14 protein-coding genes and 1 tRNA gene are annotated in these 15,469 nt (G+C 71.6%); 5 read left to right on the plus strand and 10 right to left on the minus strand.

All coding sequences use genetic code 11. The features are described from left to right. Window positions 1-787 precede the first annotated feature (787 nt). A tRNA-Val gene (locus ABD067_RS22050) sits at window positions 788-862 on the plus strand. 53 nt (window positions 863-915) lie between these two features. Here ABD067_RS22050 and tsaA read toward each other — a convergent pair. Together tsaA and ABD067_RS22060 are read right to left on the minus strand one after the other, a co-directional pair. Next, window positions 916-1,371, minus strand: a complete 456-nt coding sequence (gene tsaA / locus ABD067_RS22055) for a tRNA (N6-threonylcarbamoyladenosine(37)-N6)-methyltransferase TrmO (RefSeq protein WP_343897564.1) — start codon at window positions 1,369-1,371, stop codon at window positions 916-918. Between the two features lie 2 nt (window positions 1,372-1,373). Continuing rightward, the gene (locus ABD067_RS22060) at window positions 1,374-2,591 is read right to left on the minus strand and encodes a CaiB/BaiF CoA transferase family protein (RefSeq protein WP_343897565.1); all 1,218 of its coding nucleotides are present in this window, start codon (window positions 2,589-2,591) and stop codon (window positions 1,374-1,376) included. A gap of 248 nt (window positions 2,592-2,839) precedes the next feature. Here ABD067_RS22060 and ABD067_RS22065 point away from each other — a divergent pair, with 248 nt between their 5' ends. From ABD067_RS22065 to ABD067_RS22075, 3 genes are all read left to right on the plus strand, one after another. Beyond that, entirely contained in the window at window positions 2,840-3,055 is a 216-nt protein-coding gene (locus tag ABD067_RS22065) for a hypothetical protein (RefSeq protein WP_343897566.1), read from the plus strand. Window positions 3,056-3,243: 188 nt separating this feature from the next. Continuing rightward, window positions 3,244-4,167 carry a manganese catalase family protein gene (locus tag ABD067_RS22070; RefSeq protein ID WP_343897567.1) on the plus strand — a complete coding sequence of 308 codons (924 nt, stop codon included), beginning with the start codon at window positions 3,244-3,246 and terminating at the stop codon, window positions 4,165-4,167. 135 nt (window positions 4,168-4,302) lie between these two features. After that, entirely contained in the window at window positions 4,303-4,980 is a 678-nt protein-coding gene (locus ABD067_RS22075) for a gamma-glutamylcyclotransferase (RefSeq protein ID WP_343897568.1), read from the plus strand. 28 nt (window positions 4,981-5,008) lie between these two features. On the opposite strand, the gene ABD067_RS22080 is transcribed toward ABD067_RS22075, so the two are convergent. The 5 genes from ABD067_RS22080 to ABD067_RS22100 all read right to left on the minus strand — a co-directional run bounded on the left by ABD067_RS22080 (window position 5,009) and on the right by ABD067_RS22100 (window position 11,297). Beyond that, the gene (locus ABD067_RS22080; RefSeq protein WP_343897569.1) at window positions 5,009-6,418 is read right to left on the minus strand and encodes an NAD(P)(+) transhydrogenase (Re/Si-specific) subunit beta; all 1,410 of its coding nucleotides are present in this window, start codon (window positions 6,416-6,418) and stop codon (window positions 5,009-5,011) included. Between the two features lie 4 nt (window positions 6,419-6,422). Beyond that, a complete protein-coding gene (locus ABD067_RS22085; protein WP_343897570.1) occupies window positions 6,423-6,833 on the minus strand; it encodes an NAD(P) transhydrogenase subunit alpha in 411 nt (136 codons plus the stop codon). Between the two features lie 15 nt (window positions 6,834-6,848). Continuing rightward, entirely contained in the window at window positions 6,849-8,003 is a 1,155-nt protein-coding gene (locus ABD067_RS22090; protein WP_343897571.1) for a Re/Si-specific NAD(P)(+) transhydrogenase subunit alpha, read from the minus strand. Between the two features lie 71 nt (window positions 8,004-8,074). Then, window positions 8,075-9,460: an ABC1 kinase family protein gene (locus ABD067_RS22095; protein WP_343897572.1), complete on the minus strand. Its 1,386-nt coding sequence runs from the start codon at window positions 9,458-9,460 to the stop codon at window positions 8,075-8,077. After that, window positions 9,453-11,297 carry a M3 family oligoendopeptidase gene (locus ABD067_RS22100; protein WP_343897573.1) on the minus strand — a complete coding sequence of 615 codons (1,845 nt, stop codon included), beginning with the start codon at window positions 11,295-11,297 and terminating at the stop codon, window positions 9,453-9,455. Before ABD067_RS22100 ends, ABD067_RS22095 begins: the two co-directional genes overlap by 8 nt. A 96-nt stretch (window positions 11,298-11,393) precedes the next feature. Here ABD067_RS22100 and ABD067_RS22105 point away from each other — a divergent pair, with 96 nt between their 5' ends. Continuing rightward, a complete protein-coding gene (locus tag ABD067_RS22105; protein WP_343897574.1) occupies window positions 11,394-13,124 on the plus strand; it encodes an AMP-dependent synthetase/ligase in 1,731 nt (576 codons plus the stop codon). A 31-nt stretch (window positions 13,125-13,155) separates the two neighbouring features. Here ABD067_RS22105 and ABD067_RS22110 read toward each other — a convergent pair whose 3' ends face one another. The 3 genes from ABD067_RS22110 to ABD067_RS22120 all read right to left on the minus strand — a co-directional run. Further along, entirely contained in the window at window positions 13,156-13,557 is a 402-nt protein-coding gene (locus ABD067_RS22110) for a hypothetical protein (protein WP_343897575.1), read from the minus strand. A gap of 48 nt (window positions 13,558-13,605) precedes the next feature. Beyond that, complete coding sequence (locus tag ABD067_RS22115) at window positions 13,606-14,391, minus strand: sterol desaturase family protein (protein WP_343897576.1); 786 nt, start codon at window positions 14,389-14,391, stop codon at window positions 13,606-13,608. Window positions 14,392-14,466: 75 nt separating this feature from the next. Continuing rightward, window positions 14,467-15,469: CBS domain-containing protein (locus tag ABD067_RS22120; RefSeq protein ID WP_343897577.1), on the minus strand; the 1,003-nt coding region annotated here is incomplete at its 5' end.

Raw genomic sequence — 15,469 nt, forward strand, 5'->3', positions numbered from 1 at the left:
TCGCACGCCGCCCAGCTTGGGCAAGGCCCGGCGCCTCGGTGGCGCTTCGGTTCGGGGTTCGGCCTTCGACCTGTTCCGTCCCCCGCCGGCCCGGCCATCGGGCGGAAGCGCACTTTTGTCGCTTTCGGACAAATACCCCTCCCCCGCGCACGGGGGCCGGATGGCTGTGCGCGTCGCGGCCACGCTGCGCCGGGCGCTCCTCCGGGACGGGGAACGACGGCCCGCGCCGGCTTCCGCGGGTTCCGTCATCGATCGCGGCCGGGTTTCGCCGCTTTCGGACAAATCTTCATCTGTGCCGCGGCCCGGCGCCCGGCGCTCCGGCGTGATGCCCGCCCGCGACGGCACCACGGGCGGCAGCGGCTTCTGCGACTTTCGGACAAAACCGCTCCCTCGCGCGGCGGGGTGGGATGGGGAGTTGCGTGGGGCACGAAAGGAATCTAGGAATATTAGCTTATATGGCGCGCGCTGTCCAGGCGCGTAGGCGGCGGGTGGTGCCTCAGTCTGGCCTCCAAGTCGTCCAGCCAAGGACCGCATACGATCGATACTATTGAAAAAGTTTGGGTGGCGATCCCGGGTCACGGAAAGAACGAGTAGGCGCACTCAGTCGAACTTCCCCTTCGCGCGGAGGGCTCGGCATGAAGCATCATTGCGCCATGACGCCCTTTCCGTGCTGGAAACCGACTTTTTCGACACAACCCGCCTAACGCGGACATCCGAACCGAGACACCGCCAGCGCCCCATGCCGCTTGACTGGGACGGGAACGGGCCGTATCGCACCGCGCCTTGGGGGCGCGTAGCTCAGCGGGAGAGCATTCGCTTCACACGCGAAGGGTCGCAGGTTCAATCCCTGCCGCGCCCACCATCCATACAGCTTGAAAACTCGCGGGTCGGTCACTGGCGTGCCCGCCGGTTCCTTCACACGCCCCGCGCCGTCGCGTGCGGCGCCAGCCAGCCCATGCTCGCGTCCGGCTCCGCGTCCGTGCTCGGCAGGTAGGGCTTCACGTCGAGCAGCGGCGTGCCGTCCGCGCAATCGAGGAAGCGGACCAGCAGCGCGCCCTCCCCGTCCCGCCCGTCGAAGGCGACCACCGACAACCCGATCGGGTTGGGCCGCGCCGGCCCACGCGTGGCGAAGACGCCGCGCCGCGCCGGGTCGAAGGGCGGGCGGAACAGGAGGCGCGCGGGGCCGGCCTCGTGCAGCCAGTACAGCAGGATCAGGTGCGAGAAGCCGTCGACTCCCTCCAGCCCGGGCAGGAATTCCGGGTGCAGCAGGACGCGGCAGACCGGAGCGGGATCGGGCTGGCGCCCGTTGCGCGGGCACTCGGCCGGCGTCGCCCAGGGCGTGCGGATGGTCCCGATCGGGCGCAATTCCATCCTCATCCCTGCGGCACCCTGACCGCGCCGCTCCCGACCAAAGCCGCGATCTCGTCCTCGGCGTAGCCGGCTTCGCGCAACGCCTCCTCGCCGTGCTCGCCCAGCCGCGGAGCGGGCCGCGGTGGCTCGGCGCCGGCCGCCGCGGCGGAGAAGCGCGCGGCGGGCGCCATGCGGACGAGCCGGCCTTCGGTCGGGTGCTCCTCCGCCGCGAAGAAGCCGGAAGCCGCGAGGTGCGGGTCTTCCGCGATGCTTTCCAGCGTGTGCACCGGCGCGACCGGCAGGTCGGCCTCCTCCAAAATGCCGACCCACTCCGCCGTGGTCCGCCCGGCGAAGACGCGCTCCAGCATGGCGAGGATGGCGTCGATACTCTCCGTGCGCGTGGCGTGCGAGGCGAAGCGCGGGTCCTCCGACACGAGGTCCGGCAGCCCCGCCGCCGCGCAGAAGCTCCGCCATTGCCGGTCGTTGTAGATCATGGTGCAGACGTGGCCGTCCCGCGTCCGGTAGGGCCGCCGCCCCGGCGACAGCAGCCGCGCGTAGCCGCCCGCGTCCAAGGGCGGATCGAAGACGCGCCCGCCGAGGTGGTCGCCCAGCACGAAGCCCGCCATGGTCTCGAACATCGGCACCTCGACCCGCTGCCCCTCGCCCGTGCGCTCCCGGTGCAGCAGGGCCGCGTTGATCGCGCCGACGGCGGCCAAGCCGGTGATCCGGTCCGCCATCGCCAGCGGCACGTAGCGCGGCTCCGCCCCGCCCCCTTCCCCGCGCCCGTTGAGCGAGGCGATGCCGGTGGCGCCTTGCATCAGGTCGTCGTAGGCGGGCTGGGCGGCGTAGGGCCCGTCCTGGCCGTAGCCGAGCACGCTGGCGTATACGATCCCGGGATTGGCCGCGCGCACCGCGTCGTGGTCCAGCCCCAAGCGCTCCATCGCGCGTGGCCGGATGTTCGTCACCAGCACGTCGGCGCGCCGCGCCAAGCGCAGCAGCGCGTCCCGCCCCCCAGGCGTCTTCAGGTCCAAGGCGATCGAGCGCTTGCCGCGGTTCACCGTCAGGAACATGCAGCCCATGCCTTGGTGGCGCGCCGGGCCGATCAGCCGCACGACGTCTCCTTCGGGCGCCTCCACCTTCAGCACATCGGCGCCCATCTCGGCGAGGATCTGCGTGCAGTACGGACCGACCAGCACCGTCGTCAGGTCCAGCACCCGCACGCCGGCGAGCGGCCCGGCCATGTTCCTCCCCCTGCTCACCCTGCGGCGCACGCCGCGGCTTCGGCATCAGGGTTGAGCACGTCCGGGCAAGGCGCGCACCCCTGCTCATCGGTGCCGGCGCACACACAACCTTAGGTAGAGCGCGCTTCAGCTCGTTGCAATAACGATATTGTGTCCGAGATTTAAGCCCGTTCACGCTGATCCTGCTTGCGCGAGCATGTTCCAAAAAGCGATTTTATTCCCGAGAAAGACAACCCAGAGGTTCAGCCATGCTCCAGCTCCTCGGCAGCACGTCCTTCCTCCCTTCCTGCATCCTGGCCGGGGTGGGGCTCATGTTCGTGGTTCTCGTCGTCGCTTTGCCGGCGGCGCACGCGCTCGCCCTGATCGCCGGAACCGCCGTGGCGGCCGGGCTCGTGGTGGCGCGGCTCCGCCGGGAGACTGCGGCGAGCCGGCCGGTGGAGCATCGCGTGCGGGCGAAGGCTTGACGTGCCCCACCTCTTACCCCGCACCGGAACGGGTCCATCGCGTCGGATCGCGCATGGGCACGCCACGGCGCGCGCCGGCACCGTGCGCCCGGCCGTGGAACGGTCGCTGTCGTAGCGCGGGCGGATAGAACCCGCGGAGACACCGCGCCGTTGTGTGGCATCCAACCAAGACAGGTAGGATGGCCGCGATGTTCCTCCGCGTAGACAAGCTGCAAACCGAACTGCCGGCCCCCAAGAAGCGCGACCCCAACGCCGCCGCGGCGTTGCAGGAGTTGCTCGGAGGGAAGTACGGCGAGATGTCCACGCTCGGGAACTACATGTTCCAGAGCTTCAATTTCCGCTCTAAGTCGAAGCTGCGGCCCTTCTACAGCCTCGTCGCTGCCATCACCGCGGAGGAGCTGGGCCACGTCGAACTGGTCAGCAACGGCGTCGCCATGCTGGCCAACGGTCCGGACTCCGAGGGCGACGAGACCGGCGGCGCGGACATCTCCGGCGCGCCCATGGAGGAGATGAAGAACACCGCCCTCCCCGCTGGCTTCCTGTCGCACGCCGGCGGCGCGGTGCCGATCGACTCCAACGGCTTGTCGTGGAACAAGGATTTCGTCACCACGACCGGCAACGTCGTCGTGGACCTGTTGCACAACTTCCACCTCGAATGCGGCGCGCGCCTGCACAAGCTGCGCGTGTACGAGACGCTGTCGGACCCGACCGGGCGCGAGGTGTGCGGCTACCTGCTGGTGCGCGGCTCCGTCCACGCCCACGCCTACGCCCTGGCGATCAAGCAGATCACCGGCGCCGACATCACCAAGGTCCTGCCCACGCCGAACATCCCGCTTGGCAAGATACCCGAATGCCAGAAGTACCTGGACGAGGGCTCGCACCGGCGCCTCTACCGCTTCAGCCCGGACGACTACCGCGAGATGGCCGGCATCTGGGGCAACGGCGAAACGGCGCTGCCGGGCGACCCGCCCGGCGAATTGGAGGTGGTGGACGGCATGCCCGAGGGCGGCAAGATCCACGACCTCACCGGCACGGCCTCGGCCTTCACGCCGGACTACGCGCCGGAGGAGATGTTCGAGGTGGCGACCAAGCTCTACAAGATGTCGCGCTGAGGGCCGGCCGCGGAAGGCGCCGCTCCGGCGACGGACGGCGCCTTCCCGGCACTCGCCCCGGCGGGCGGTTCCGCCGAGGGGTTGGCCACGTCGGCTGCGGAACCATATCGGGTTCGCACCCCCGAAAGCGATCCGATGCCCCCGGCCTTGGCCCACGCCCTCATCGCCGCACGCCTGCCCGCCCGCCGCGACCCCGAACGCCCACCAACCCGCGTTCCGGACGAAGCGATGCGCGACGCGATGCGGGCCACGCTGGTGGCGCGGCCGCCCGGCCGGCTGTGGGTCTTCGCCTACGGTTCGCTGATGTGGGACCGCGGCGCCGTGCCCCACGACCTCGCGCTCAACGGCCGCCTGCGGGGCTTCGCGCGCCGCTACTGCCTCCGTGACGAGCACGACCGCGGGACGCCGGAAGCGCCTTCGCTCACCCTCGGCATCGAGCCCGCCCCCGGCGAGGCGTGCGACGGCGTGCTGTTCCGCTTGCCCGAAGCCGAGGAGGACGCGGCGCTTTGGAAGGTCTGGCGGCACGAGATGCCGTCCGGCTTCTACGTCGCCCAGTGGGTGGACGTCGCCGCCGCGGCGGACGGGGACGGCGGATGCCGCGCCCTCACCTTCGTGGCAGACCCCGGCCACCCACTCTACGCCGGCCGCGTCCCGGAAGCCGAGGTGGCGGACGTTTTGGCCCGCGGCGTCGGCCCGCAGGGGACGGCGGCCGCCTACCTGCTGGAGACCGCCGAAGCGCTCCGCCGCGAGGGCACGCCGGACCCTTTGCTGGAGCGGCTGTCGGGAGCGGTCGGCGCGCGGCTGGCGGGTTAGCCGCCGCGGCTGCCGACCGCGGCCCTCCTCACCGCTGCAACGCCTGCACGATCTCCTGCGTCACCTTCTTGGCGTCGCCGAAGAGCATCATGGTGTTCGGCCGGAAGAACAGCTCGTTGTCCACGCCGGCGTAGCCGCTCGACATGCCGCGCTTGACGAAGAACACCGTCTTCGCCCGCTCCACGTCTAGGATCGGCATGCCGTAGATCGGGCTGGCCTTGTCGGTCTTGGCGGCGGGGTTGGTCACGTCGTTGGCGCCGATCACGTAGGCCACGTCGGCCTCCGCGAACTCCGGGTTGATCTCCTCCAGCTCCTTGACGTCGTCGTAGGGCACGTTGGCCTCGGCGAGCAGCACGTTCATGTGGCCCGGCATGCGGCCGGCGACCGGGTGGATGGCGTACTCCACCTGCGCGCCCTCTTTCTTGAGGAGGTCGCCCATCTCCCGCAGCACCTGCTGCGCCTGCGCCACCGCCATTCCGTAGCCGGGCACGACGATGATCTTGCCGGCGTTCTTCATGATGTAAGCGGCGTCCTCGGGGCTGCCGGCCTTCACCGGCCCCTTGTCGGCCGCCCCCGCCCCGCCGGCCGCGGCCGCCGAGCTGTCCGTGCCGAAGCCGCCCAGCAGCACGTTGATGATGGAGCGGTTCATCCCCTTGCACATGATGTAAGACAGGATCGCGCCGGACGCGCCGACCAGCGCGCCGGTCACGATCAGCAGCAGGTTCTGCAAGGTGAAGCCGATCCCCGCCGCCGCCCAGCCGGAATAGCTGTTGAGCATGGAGACCACGACCGGCATGTCCGCGCCGCCGATCGGGATGATGAGCAGGAAGCCGAGCGCGAAGGCGAGGATAGCGATGAACCAGAACAGCGCGTCCGAGCCGGTGGCCACGAACGCCACCACCAGCGCGACCAGCAGGACGCCGAGCGCCAGGTTCAGCCAGTGCTGACCCTTGAACAGGATCGGCGCGCCGCTCATCAGCGCCTGGAGCTTGGCGAAGGCGATCACCGAGCCGGAGAAGGTGACGGCGCCGATCGCGAGGCCCAGCGACATCTCGACCAGCGACCCGCCGTGGATGTGCCCGCGCGTGCCGATGCCGAAGCTCTCAGGCGCGTAGAAGGCCGCGGCGGCCACGAACACCGCCGCCATGCCGACCAGCGAGTGGAAGGCGGCAACGAGCTGCGGCAGCGCCGTCATCTGGATGCGCGTGGCGATGTAGGCGCCGACGCCGCCGCCGATGGCGAGCCCCAGCACGATCAGCCCGACGCCGCCGAAGTCGACGCCCGGCCGCAGCAGCGTCGCCACGATGGCGATCGCCATGCCGACCATGCCGTAGAGGTTGCCCTGCCGGCTGGTCTCGGGATGGGACAGGCCGCGCAGGGCCAGGATGAACAGGACCGCCGCGACGAGGTAGGCGAGCGTGGAGAAGGTGGCCCCCATCGCCTCAAGCCCTCTTCTTGCCGCTGAACATCGCCAGCATCCGCCGCGTGACGATGAAGCCGCCGAAGATGTTCACCGCGGCCAGCGCCGCGGCCAGGAAGCCGAAGGCCCGCGCCGCCAGGCTCTCGCCGAGCCCGGTCGCCAGGATGGCGCCCACCACGATCACGGAGGAGATGGCGTTGGTGACGCCCATCAGCGGCGAGTGCAGCGCCGGCGTCACGTTCCAGACCACGTAGTAGCCGACGAAGCAGGCCAGCAGGAAGATGGTCAGCAGGAACAGGAAGGGGTCGGCGGCCGCGACCGCGCCCTCGACAGACGGCGCGCTCCGGGCAGCGAGGTCCCGCGCCTGCTGCGCCAGGATCATCGCGTGTTCGGCGGCGCGCTGCGCCTGGTTGGCCAACTCGGTGGGATCCATACGTCTACGCTCTCCTCAAGCGGCCTTGGCTTGCTGCTGCAACGACGGGTGCACCACCTGCCCGCCGCGCGTCAGCATGACGCCGCGCACGATCTCGTCCTCCGGCGGCAGCTTCGGCGCGCCGGCCTCCTTGTCCCAGAACGTCGTCAGGAAGGTGAGCAGGTTCCGGGCGTAGAGCGCCGAGGACGCGGCGGGGATGCGCCCGGGCCAGTTGGTGTAGCCCAGGACGCGCACCCCGTTCGGCGTCGTCACCATCTCGCCCGGCTTGGTCATGGCGCAGTTGCCGCCCGCGTCGGCCGCGAGGTCCACGATCACCGAGCCCGGCTTCATGCTCTCGACCATCGGTTGCGACACCAGCGTCGGCGCCTTGCGGCCCTGCACCAGCGCGGTGCAGACCACGATGTCGAACTTCTTGATGGCGTCCGCCACCACCTCGGCCTGCTTGGCCAGGAAGGCGGCGCTCATCGGCTTGGCGTAGCCGCCCGCCGTCTGCGCGGCGCGGCTTTCCTCGTCCTCGTGGCCGATGAAGGCGGCGCCGAGCGACTTGATCTCCTCCTTGGCCGCCGGCCGCACATCCGTCGCGGAGACACGGCCGCCGAGCCGGCGCGCGGTGGCGATGGCCTGCAAGCCCGCCACGCCCGCGCCCATGACGAACACGTTCGCCGCCGGCACCGTGCCCGCCGCCGTCATCAGCATGGGGAAGCCGCGGTCGAAGGCGGCGGCGGCCTCGACCACCGCGCGGTAGCCCGCGAGGTTCGCCTGCGAGGAAAGGATGTCCATGGACTGCGCGCGCGTGATGCGCGGCAGCAGCTCCATGGAGCCGGCGTCCACGCCGCGCTCGGCGAAGGCGCCCGCGTGCTCCGTGCCGAGTTGGCCGAGCAGCAACGCCCCGCGCGGCAGCATCGCCAGCTCGTCCACCTCGCCCTCGCCGGCGGCGAGCGGCGCCCGCACCTTGAGCACGATGTCCGCGCCGTCCAGCGCCGCCTTCGCGTCGGGCGCGACCTCCGCGCCCGCCTCGGCGAAGGCCGCGTCGGTCACGCCCGCTTTCAGGCCGGCGCCGGCCTCCACCGCCACCGCCAGCCCGAGGGCCTTGTACTTCTTCACCGTCTCCGGCGTGGCCGCGACGCGAGTCTCGGCGGGCCGGCGCTCCTTCAGGACTGCCAGGCGCATTCGGTCTTCCCCTCTCCGGCGGCGGAAGATGCAGGCACATCCGCCGGGCGGCAAGCCGGCCGCGCCGGGTTTCAGCCCACCGCGACCGCCGGCGTGACCGGCACCCGCGCCTCGCGCAGCGCCGCCGCTTGCCGTTCCGCGACGGCCGTTTCGGAGAAGCCTTCGATCTGCTCCATGAACAACCGGTGCCAGTTCACCTTCGCTCGCAATCGGAGGAAGGCGCTGCCCAGCCCGATCGCCGCGCGGTCCATCAACGGGAATTCGCGCGGCACGCGCACGCCGCCGGTGCGCTTCAGCCCCTTGTGGACCTCGCCGGCGATCTTGCGGCCGTAGGCCGGGTCGTCCGTTTCCTGGATCGGCCGCACGCGGTCCTGGATCAGCGGCTCGTACAGGAAGCGCGCCCAGAGGTTCAGCACCTCCATCGTTTCGCGCTTCAGGCCCTTGAAGCCCCAGGACTCGTAGGCCGCCACCGCCTTGTCCTCGTCGCCGTCGCGCACCGACTCGAACAGCATGATGACGCCCGCGACGAAGTGCGGCGCGAAGACGCGGATGGTGCCGAAGTCGAGCAGGTTGATGCCGTGCCCGCCGCGCGTTCCCGCGTCCGGCCGCACCTGGTAGTTGCCGAGGTGCGGGTCGCCGTGGATGACGCCGTAATGGTAGAAGGGCGACCACCACGCGCGGAACAGCGCCTCGGCGTAAGCATTGCGCTCCTCTTGCGGCGGGTCCTCCTCCAGCCGGCGCAGCAGGGCGCGGCCGTCGAGCCACGTCATGGTCAGCAACCGACGCGTGCAAAGCTCCTCGATGGGTGACGGCACGCTCACGCCGGGCACCTCGGCCAGCATGATGCCGTAGAGGCGCATCTGCGACGCTTCGCGCAGGTAGTCCAGCTCCTCGCGCATCCGCTCGGCGATTTCGGCGTAGACCTCCTCGTGGTCGAGCGAGGTGTCCATGCGGCGGTAGAGGTTCATCGCCAGCTTGAGCTGGCGCAGGTCCGCCTCAAGAACGCTCGGCATGTCCGGATATTGCAGCTTGCACGCCACCTCGCGCCCGTCCGGCAAGGTGGCGCGATGGACTTGGCCGAGCGAAGCCGCCGCCGCCGCTTCCCGACCGAAGGTCTTGAAGCGACCCTCCCAGTTCGGCCCCAACTCGCCCGCCATGCGCCGGCGCACGAAGTTCCAGCCCATGGGCGGGGCGTTGGCCTGGAGCGCCGACAACTCCTGCGCGTACTCCTCCGGCAACGCGTCCGGCACGGTGGACAGGAACTGCGCCACCTTCATCAGCGGCCCCTTGAGCCCGCCCAGCACCGCCTTCAGGTCCTCCGCGTGCGCCGCCTTGTCCGTCCGCAGCCCGAGGAAGCGCTGCCCCGCCACGCGCGCGGCGATGCCGCCCACCGCGCCAGAGGTGCGCGCCATCCGGCGGATCTCGCCGAAGATCGTCGGCCCTTGCCGCTCAGACATCCGAGCGCTCGATCTCGTCGATGAAGCCAGCGATCACGTCCAGCCCGCGCTTCCAGAAGCCCGGGTCGGAGGCGTCCAGCCCGAACGGCGCCAGCAGCTCCTTGTGCCGCAGCGTGCCGCCCGCGCGCAGCAGGTCGAGGTACTTCCGTTCGAAATCCGGCACCGCGCCGTCGCTGTACACGCCGTACAGCGCGTTCACCAGGCAATCGCCGAAGGCGTAGGCGTAGACGTAGAACGGCGTGTGGACGAAGTGCGGGATGTAGGCCCAGTACACGCTGTAGTCCGGCGTGAACTCGAAGGCCGGGCCCAGGCTCTCGCGCTGCACCTCCATCCAGATCTCGCCGATGCGCTCGTGCGCGATCTCGCCCTTGCGCCGCTCGTCGTGCAGCTTCGCCTCGAACCGGTAGAAGGCGATCTGCCGCACCACCGTGTTCAGCATGTCCTCCACCTTGCCGGCCAGCATGGCCCGGCGGCGGCGCGCGTCCGTCTCAGCGTCCAGCAGCCCGCGGAAGGTCAGCATCTCGCCGAACACGCTCGCCGTCTCGGCCAGGGTCAACGGCGTGCCGCTCAGCAGGTAGCCCTGGCGGCCCGCCAGCACTTGGTGGACGCCGTGGCCCAGCTCGTGCGCCAGGGTCATCACGTCGCGCGGCTTGCCGTGGTAGTTCAGCAGCAGATACGGGTGCGCCGAGGGCACAGTCGGGTGCGCGAAGGCGCCGCTCGCCTTGCCCGGCCGCAACGCCGCGTCGATCCAGGGCTTGTCGAAGAACGGCTTCGCCACCGAGGCCAGCTCGCCCGAGAAGGCGGCGTAGCTCCCCATCACCCGCTCCACCGCCTCCGGCCAGGGGACGAGCTTGTCGTCCTCCTCCGGCAAGGGCGCGTTGCGGTCCCAGTGCTGGAGCTTCGGCAGCCCGAGCCACTTCGCCTTCATCGCGTAGTAGCGGTGCGACAGCCGCGGGAAGCCCTCGACGACGGCCGAGACCAGCGCGTCCACCACCTCGTCCTCCACCATGTTCGCGCGGTTGCGCGCGGAGGCCGGGCGCGGGTAGCGCCGCCAGGTGTCGATGATCTCCTTGTCCTTGGCGAGCGTGTTGGTGATGAGCGAGAACAGCCGCACGCGCTCCCCGAAGGCCTGCGACACGCCCTTGGCCGCCGCCTCGCGCACCGAGCGGTCGCGGTCGGTCAGGCGGTTCAGCGCCGCCGAGACCGTCAGCTCCTTGCCCCCCACCGGCACCGTCATGCCGGCCACCGTCTCGTCGAACAGGCGGTTCCAGGCGCTGCGGCCCGTCACCTCCTTCTCGTGCAGCAGCTTCTCCACCTCGTCGGAGAGCTGGTGCGGCCGGAACACGCGCAGGTCGCGCAGCCAGGGCCGCCACCGCTCCAGCGCGCCGCCGGAGAACTTCGCCTCCAGCTCGGCGTCCTCCAGCCGGTTCAGCTCCAGGGTGAAGAACAGCAGATGCGAGGAGATGGCCGTCACCCGCTCCTGCACCGTCTGGTAGAAGCGCCCGTTCGCCGAATCCTGCGCGTCGCCGGAGAACACGAGCTGGGCGTAGCTCATCGCCTTGCCCAGCCGCTCCTCGATCCGCTCGTACTCCGCGACGGCCGCCGCCAGCGCCGCGCCGTCCATGCCCCCCAGCTTGCCGGCGTGGCGCGCCGCGAAGTCCCTCGCCTCGGTTTCCGCCGCCTGGAGGTCGGACCCCAGCGCCTGGTCTTCCGGCGAGCGGTACAGGTCCCCCAGGTCCCAAACCGGCAGATCGGCCCCGCCCGGCGGCGCCCCGGCGTCGAGGGGCGAGCGGGGAACGGCGGCGGCGGCATTGCGCGCGGGCACGGGACGGGGCATGGCGGGACGGTCTTCGGTGCAATTGGAGCACCGGATATATGGCGGACGCGGACGGGGCCAACCCGTTGCGCCGCGGCAGGGAGGCGCGGACACGAGATGGCACGGGTGGAAACGCCCTGGAACAGCTTGCCCGCCATGCTGTTCGATCTGGCGCGGCAACGGCCCGGGAGGCCGATGCTGCGGTTTTGGCGCGACGGGGGCTGGCGCTCCGTCTCCTGGGCCGACTTCGCCCGCCGCACCGCCGCCGCGGCCGCCGGGCTGCGCGCGGCCGGCGTCTCGCCCGGCGACCGCGTGCTTCTGGTGAGCGAGAGCCGGCCGGAGTTCAACATCGCCGACGCCGCGCTGATGGCCATCGGCGCGGTCACGGTGCCGACCTACGGCACGAACCTGCCGGGCGACCACGCCCACGTCCTGCGCGACTCCGGCGCCCGCGCCGCCATCGTCTCCACCCCCGCCCTGGCCGAGAAGGTCCTGGCCGGCGCCGCCGACGCGAACGGGCTAGACCTGCTGGTCTGCATGGACGGCGACCCGCCCATGCCGCAAGGCACCCGCCTCGTCCGGTGGGCCGAACTGGAAGCGGCGCCGGGCGACCTGCCGATGCTGATGGCCGAGGCGGAGCAGATCCCCTCGGGGCGCCTCGCCTGCCTGATCTACACCTCCGGCACCGGCGGCTCGCCCAAAGGCGTGATGCTGCCGCACCGCGCCATGCTGGCGAACCGCGCCGGCCTCGCGGACGCCCTGGCGCGGCTCCCGGTCGAGGACACGCCCTACCTGTCCTTCCTGCCGCTGTCCCACTCCTACGAGCACACGGTCGGCTGCTTCCTCCTGCCGTCGATGGGCATGGAGGTGGTGTATTCGCGCGGCGCCGACCGCTTGGCGGCGGAGATGCAGGAGGTGCGCCCCACCATCCTGACGGCCGTGCCGCGCCTGTTCGAGGTGCTGCGGACGCGGATGCTGGCGCAGGTGGAGAAGGACGGCGGTCTGAAGCGCCGCCTGTTCGAGCGCGCGCTCGCCCTCGGCCTGCGGAAGCTGGACGGCCCGCCCCTCGGCCTCTTGGAACGCGCGCAGGACGCGGTGCTGGACCGCTTGGTGCGGAACAAGGTCCGCGCGCGCTTCGGCGGGCGGCTGGAGTGCATGGTGTCCGGCGGCGCCCGGCTCGATCCGGACCTGTCGGGCTTCTTCCTCGCCCTCGGCCTCCCCGTGCTGCAAGGCTACGGCCAGAGCGAGGCCGGGCCGGTCGTCAGCGTCAACCGTCCTTGGAGCAACCGCCGCCACACGGTGGGCGAGCCGCTGGGTGGCGTGGAAACCCGCATCGCGGAGGACGGCGAGATCCTGGTCCGCGGCGACCTGGTGATGGACGGCTATTGGAACGCTCCGGAGGCCACCGCACGCGCCTTGATCCCGCCAGGACCGGGCGAGACGCGGCCCTGGCTCCGCACCGGCGACGTCGGGCGGTTGGAGGAAGGCCGCCTGGTCGTCACCGACCGCAAGCGCGACTTCATCAAGACGCTGGGCGGCGACATGGTCAGCCCCGCCAAGATCGAGAGCCTGCTGATGGCCGAGCCCGAAATCGCCCAGGCGGTCGCCGCCGGCGAAGGCCAACCCGCGATCGTGGCCATCATCGTCCCCGCCGAGGGCATGGAAGCCGGGCTCGCCGACGCGGTGAAGCGCGTCAACGCCCGCCTGTCGCCCTTCGAGCGCGTCCGCCGCTGGCTGCCCGCGCCGCCCTTCTCGCTGGAGAACGGCCTGTTGACGCCGACCATGAAGGTGAAGCGGCGCTTGGTGATCGAGCGCTACGACCGCGAGATCGCGGCTCTGGGGCGCTGACGGCTTGGCGCCGGTTTGACAGCACCGGGCCTCAGCGCGGAGGCAACTGCCCGCGCCAGAACTGCCCGAGCCGGTCCTGCGGCGGTGTGCGCGGCAACTCCCCGCGCCAGAACTGCCCCAACCGGTCCTGCGGCGGGCTCGTCGGCCGGGCCGAGAACGGCGGCCGTCGCTCCACGGAGCCGCCTCCGTAGTGCCTGCGGGGACCCGAGAAGCGGTCGTATCCCCGGTAGTCGTATCCCCTGTAACGGCCGTAACCGCCGTAGTCGTAGCCGCCGTAGTAAGGCGATCCGTAATAGCCGGGCCCGCGGGGGTAGCCGCCGCCGTAGTACCCGGAGCCGCCGGTGTAGCCGCCGCTACAGCCCGCCAGGAGGGCCCCGAGCACCGCCCAAACCAGCGCGCGACGCGCGGCCTTCATCCATCCGACCCGTTCCATGTTCCGCGTCCCGTCGCTTCCCGTGCCAGCGGCTGTCCAAGGGCGCGCTCACGGCGCCGACCGCGCGGGCTGCAGGAGCAAACGACCCAGCCGCTGCTGCCGCTCGCCGCGCCAGCCCTCGACGCCGATCACAACCGCGTCGCCCGCCGCGGGCGCCGCGCGGTAGCTCCTGAACAGCCGGTCCCACCAGGGCAGGCAGAAGCCATAGCAACTGTCCGTCTCCGCCCGCACCTCCGAATGGTGCGTCCGGTGCATTTCGGGCGTCACCACCACCCAGCGCAGCCAGCGCTCCAGCCGCGGCGGCAGGCTGATGGCAGCGTGGTTGAACATGGCGGTGGCGTTCAGCACCACCTCGAACGCCAGCACGGCAACGGCGGGCGCCCCCAGCGCCACCACCGCCGCCATCTTCAGCCCCATGGAAAGCAGGATCTCCACCGGGTGGAAGCGCAGGCCCGTGGTGGCGTCCAATTCCGGGTCGGCGTGGTGGACCCGGTGCAACCGCCACAGCGCCGGTACCGCGTGCGTCCAGCGGTGCTGCCAGTAGATCAGCAGGTCGAGCAGCACCATGCTCGCCGGGATCGAAACCCAACCCGGCGCCGCGAGGGCGTGCCACAGCCCGATCCCCCGCGCCTCCGCCCAGAGCGCTGCGCCCACAGCGGCGGCCGGCACGGTGACTCGGACCAGCAAGGAGCCGAGCGCGGCTAGCCCGAGGTTCGGAAACCAGCGCCGCCGGCCCAGCGGCCCCCGCCGCCAGGGCAGCACCCGCTCCAGGACGAGCAGCAGCCCGAAGGCGGACAGGAAGACGCCGAAGCGAAGCAGGGGCTCGTTGGCCATCGCCCCCGAAATGGGGCTGCCCGTGACGGGCCGCCAGGGTGGCGCAACGGGGCCGGAAACGGGGGACGCGCGCGATCAGCCGGCGTCCGGGCCTTGGTTGCGCCGACCGCCCGGCCGCGACACGCCTTCCAGCGCCTCGCCCGCAATGGCGCCACCGGCTTCCCGCGCCAGGTCGCCGAGCGACAGGATGCCGACCAAGCGCCTGTCCCGGTTCAGCACCGGCACCCGCTGCACCTGCTGCACCGCCATGGAGGCCGCGGCGCTTTCGATGGTTTCGTCGGCGAAGACGTAGTGCGGCTCGCCCGACATCACCTCGCGCAGCTTGGTCCTGGACGGGTCCATGCCGGCCGCGGCCACGCGCAAGGCGATGTCGCGGTCCGTCACCATGCCGACGAGGCGGTCGCCCTCGCCCACCGGCAGGGCGCCCGTGTCCCGCTCCCGCATCAATCGCGCCGCCTGCTGCACCGTGTCATCAGGGCTGGCAAGCGCCACGTCCCGGCTCATGACGTCCGCCACCTTGCCGTCGCCGCCATGCCTCGCCGCCTTCGGCTCCGGCTGGCGGGGCGGCTGCTCCGCCGCCGCTTGCCGCGCGGCCTGCAACAGCATCGTGCCGCCCCGGGCCAGCGCCTCGAAGTACTCGCGCACGAAGCGCCGTTGCAGCTCCACCACGGCGCTCGGCCCGGTGCGGCGCAGCATCTCGTCGGCGAAGCGCATGTTGGTTTCCATCACTGCCTGCACGAGCCTGGACACCGCCTGCTGGGCTTCCTGGAAGTTGGCGGGGCTCGGAAGCGCGCCCGCCGGGCCCGCCGCGAGCGAACGCATGCCGGCGGCGGCCTGCTCGGCCAACCCGGCGAGCTCACGCCCGGCCTTCTCCGCCTCGCCCGCCGCGCCCTGGACCGAGCGGGCCTGCCCCGCCGCCGCGTCCCGCGCCGCTTCGCCCGCGGTGTCGGCCGCGACTTCAGTGCCGCCGACCGCTCGCCGCCCGGCGCCAACCGTCGCTTCGGTGCCGCGCTCGGCCGCCCCGCCGGCGCGCCGAGCGGTGTCGGCGGCGGCGGCGGTGCCCTCCCGCATCGCCTCG

The organism is Craurococcus roseus, assembly GCF_039523795.1.
Classification (GTDB): domain Bacteria; phylum Pseudomonadota; class Alphaproteobacteria; order Acetobacterales; family Acetobacteraceae; genus Craurococcus; species Craurococcus roseus.

Bases quoted from the DNA above. Each gene is read 5' to 3' on its own strand.
- ABD067_RS22110 (WP_343897575.1), bottom strand. From the start codon at position 13,557: ATGGAACGGGTCGGATGGATGAAGGCCGCGCGTCGCGCGCTGGTTTGG.
- ABD067_RS22090 (WP_343897571.1), bottom strand. From the start codon at position 8,003: ATGCGCCTGGCAGTCCTGAAGGAGCGCCGGCCCGCCGAGACTCGCGTC.
- ABD067_RS22065 (WP_343897566.1), top strand. From the start codon at position 2,840: ATGCTCCAGCTCCTCGGCAGCACGTCCTTCCTCCCTTCCTGCATCCTG.
- ABD067_RS22085 (WP_343897570.1), bottom strand. From the start codon at position 6,833: ATGGATCCCACCGAGTTGGCCAACCAGGCGCAGCGCGCCGCCGAACAC.
- ABD067_RS22070 (WP_343897567.1), top strand. From the start codon at position 3,244: ATGTTCCTCCGCGTAGACAAGCTGCAAACCGAACTGCCGGCCCCCAAG.
- ABD067_RS22080 (WP_343897569.1), bottom strand. From the start codon at position 6,418: ATGGGGGCCACCTTCTCCACGCTCGCCTACCTCGTCGCGGCGGTCCTG.
- ABD067_RS22060 (WP_343897565.1), bottom strand. From the start codon at position 2,591: ATGGCCGGGCCGCTCGCCGGCGTGCGGGTGCTGGACCTGACGACGGTG.
- tsaA (WP_343897564.1), bottom strand. From the start codon at position 1,371: ATGGAATTGCGCCCGATCGGGACCATCCGCACGCCCTGGGCGACGCCG.
- ABD067_RS22075 (WP_343897568.1), top strand. From the start codon at position 4,303: ATGCCCCCGGCCTTGGCCCACGCCCTCATCGCCGCACGCCTGCCCGCC.
- ABD067_RS22105 (WP_343897574.1), top strand. From the start codon at position 11,394: ATGGCACGGGTGGAAACGCCCTGGAACAGCTTGCCCGCCATGCTGTTC.
- ABD067_RS22115 (WP_343897576.1), bottom strand. From the start codon at position 14,391: ATGGCCAACGAGCCCCTGCTTCGCTTCGGCGTCTTCCTGTCCGCCTTC.
- ABD067_RS22095 (WP_343897572.1), bottom strand. From the start codon at position 9,460: ATGTCTGAGCGGCAAGGGCCGACGATCTTCGGCGAGATCCGCCGGATG.
- ABD067_RS22100 (WP_343897573.1), bottom strand. From the start codon at position 11,297: ATGCCCCGTCCCGTGCCCGCGCGCAATGCCGCCGCCGCCGTTCCCCGC.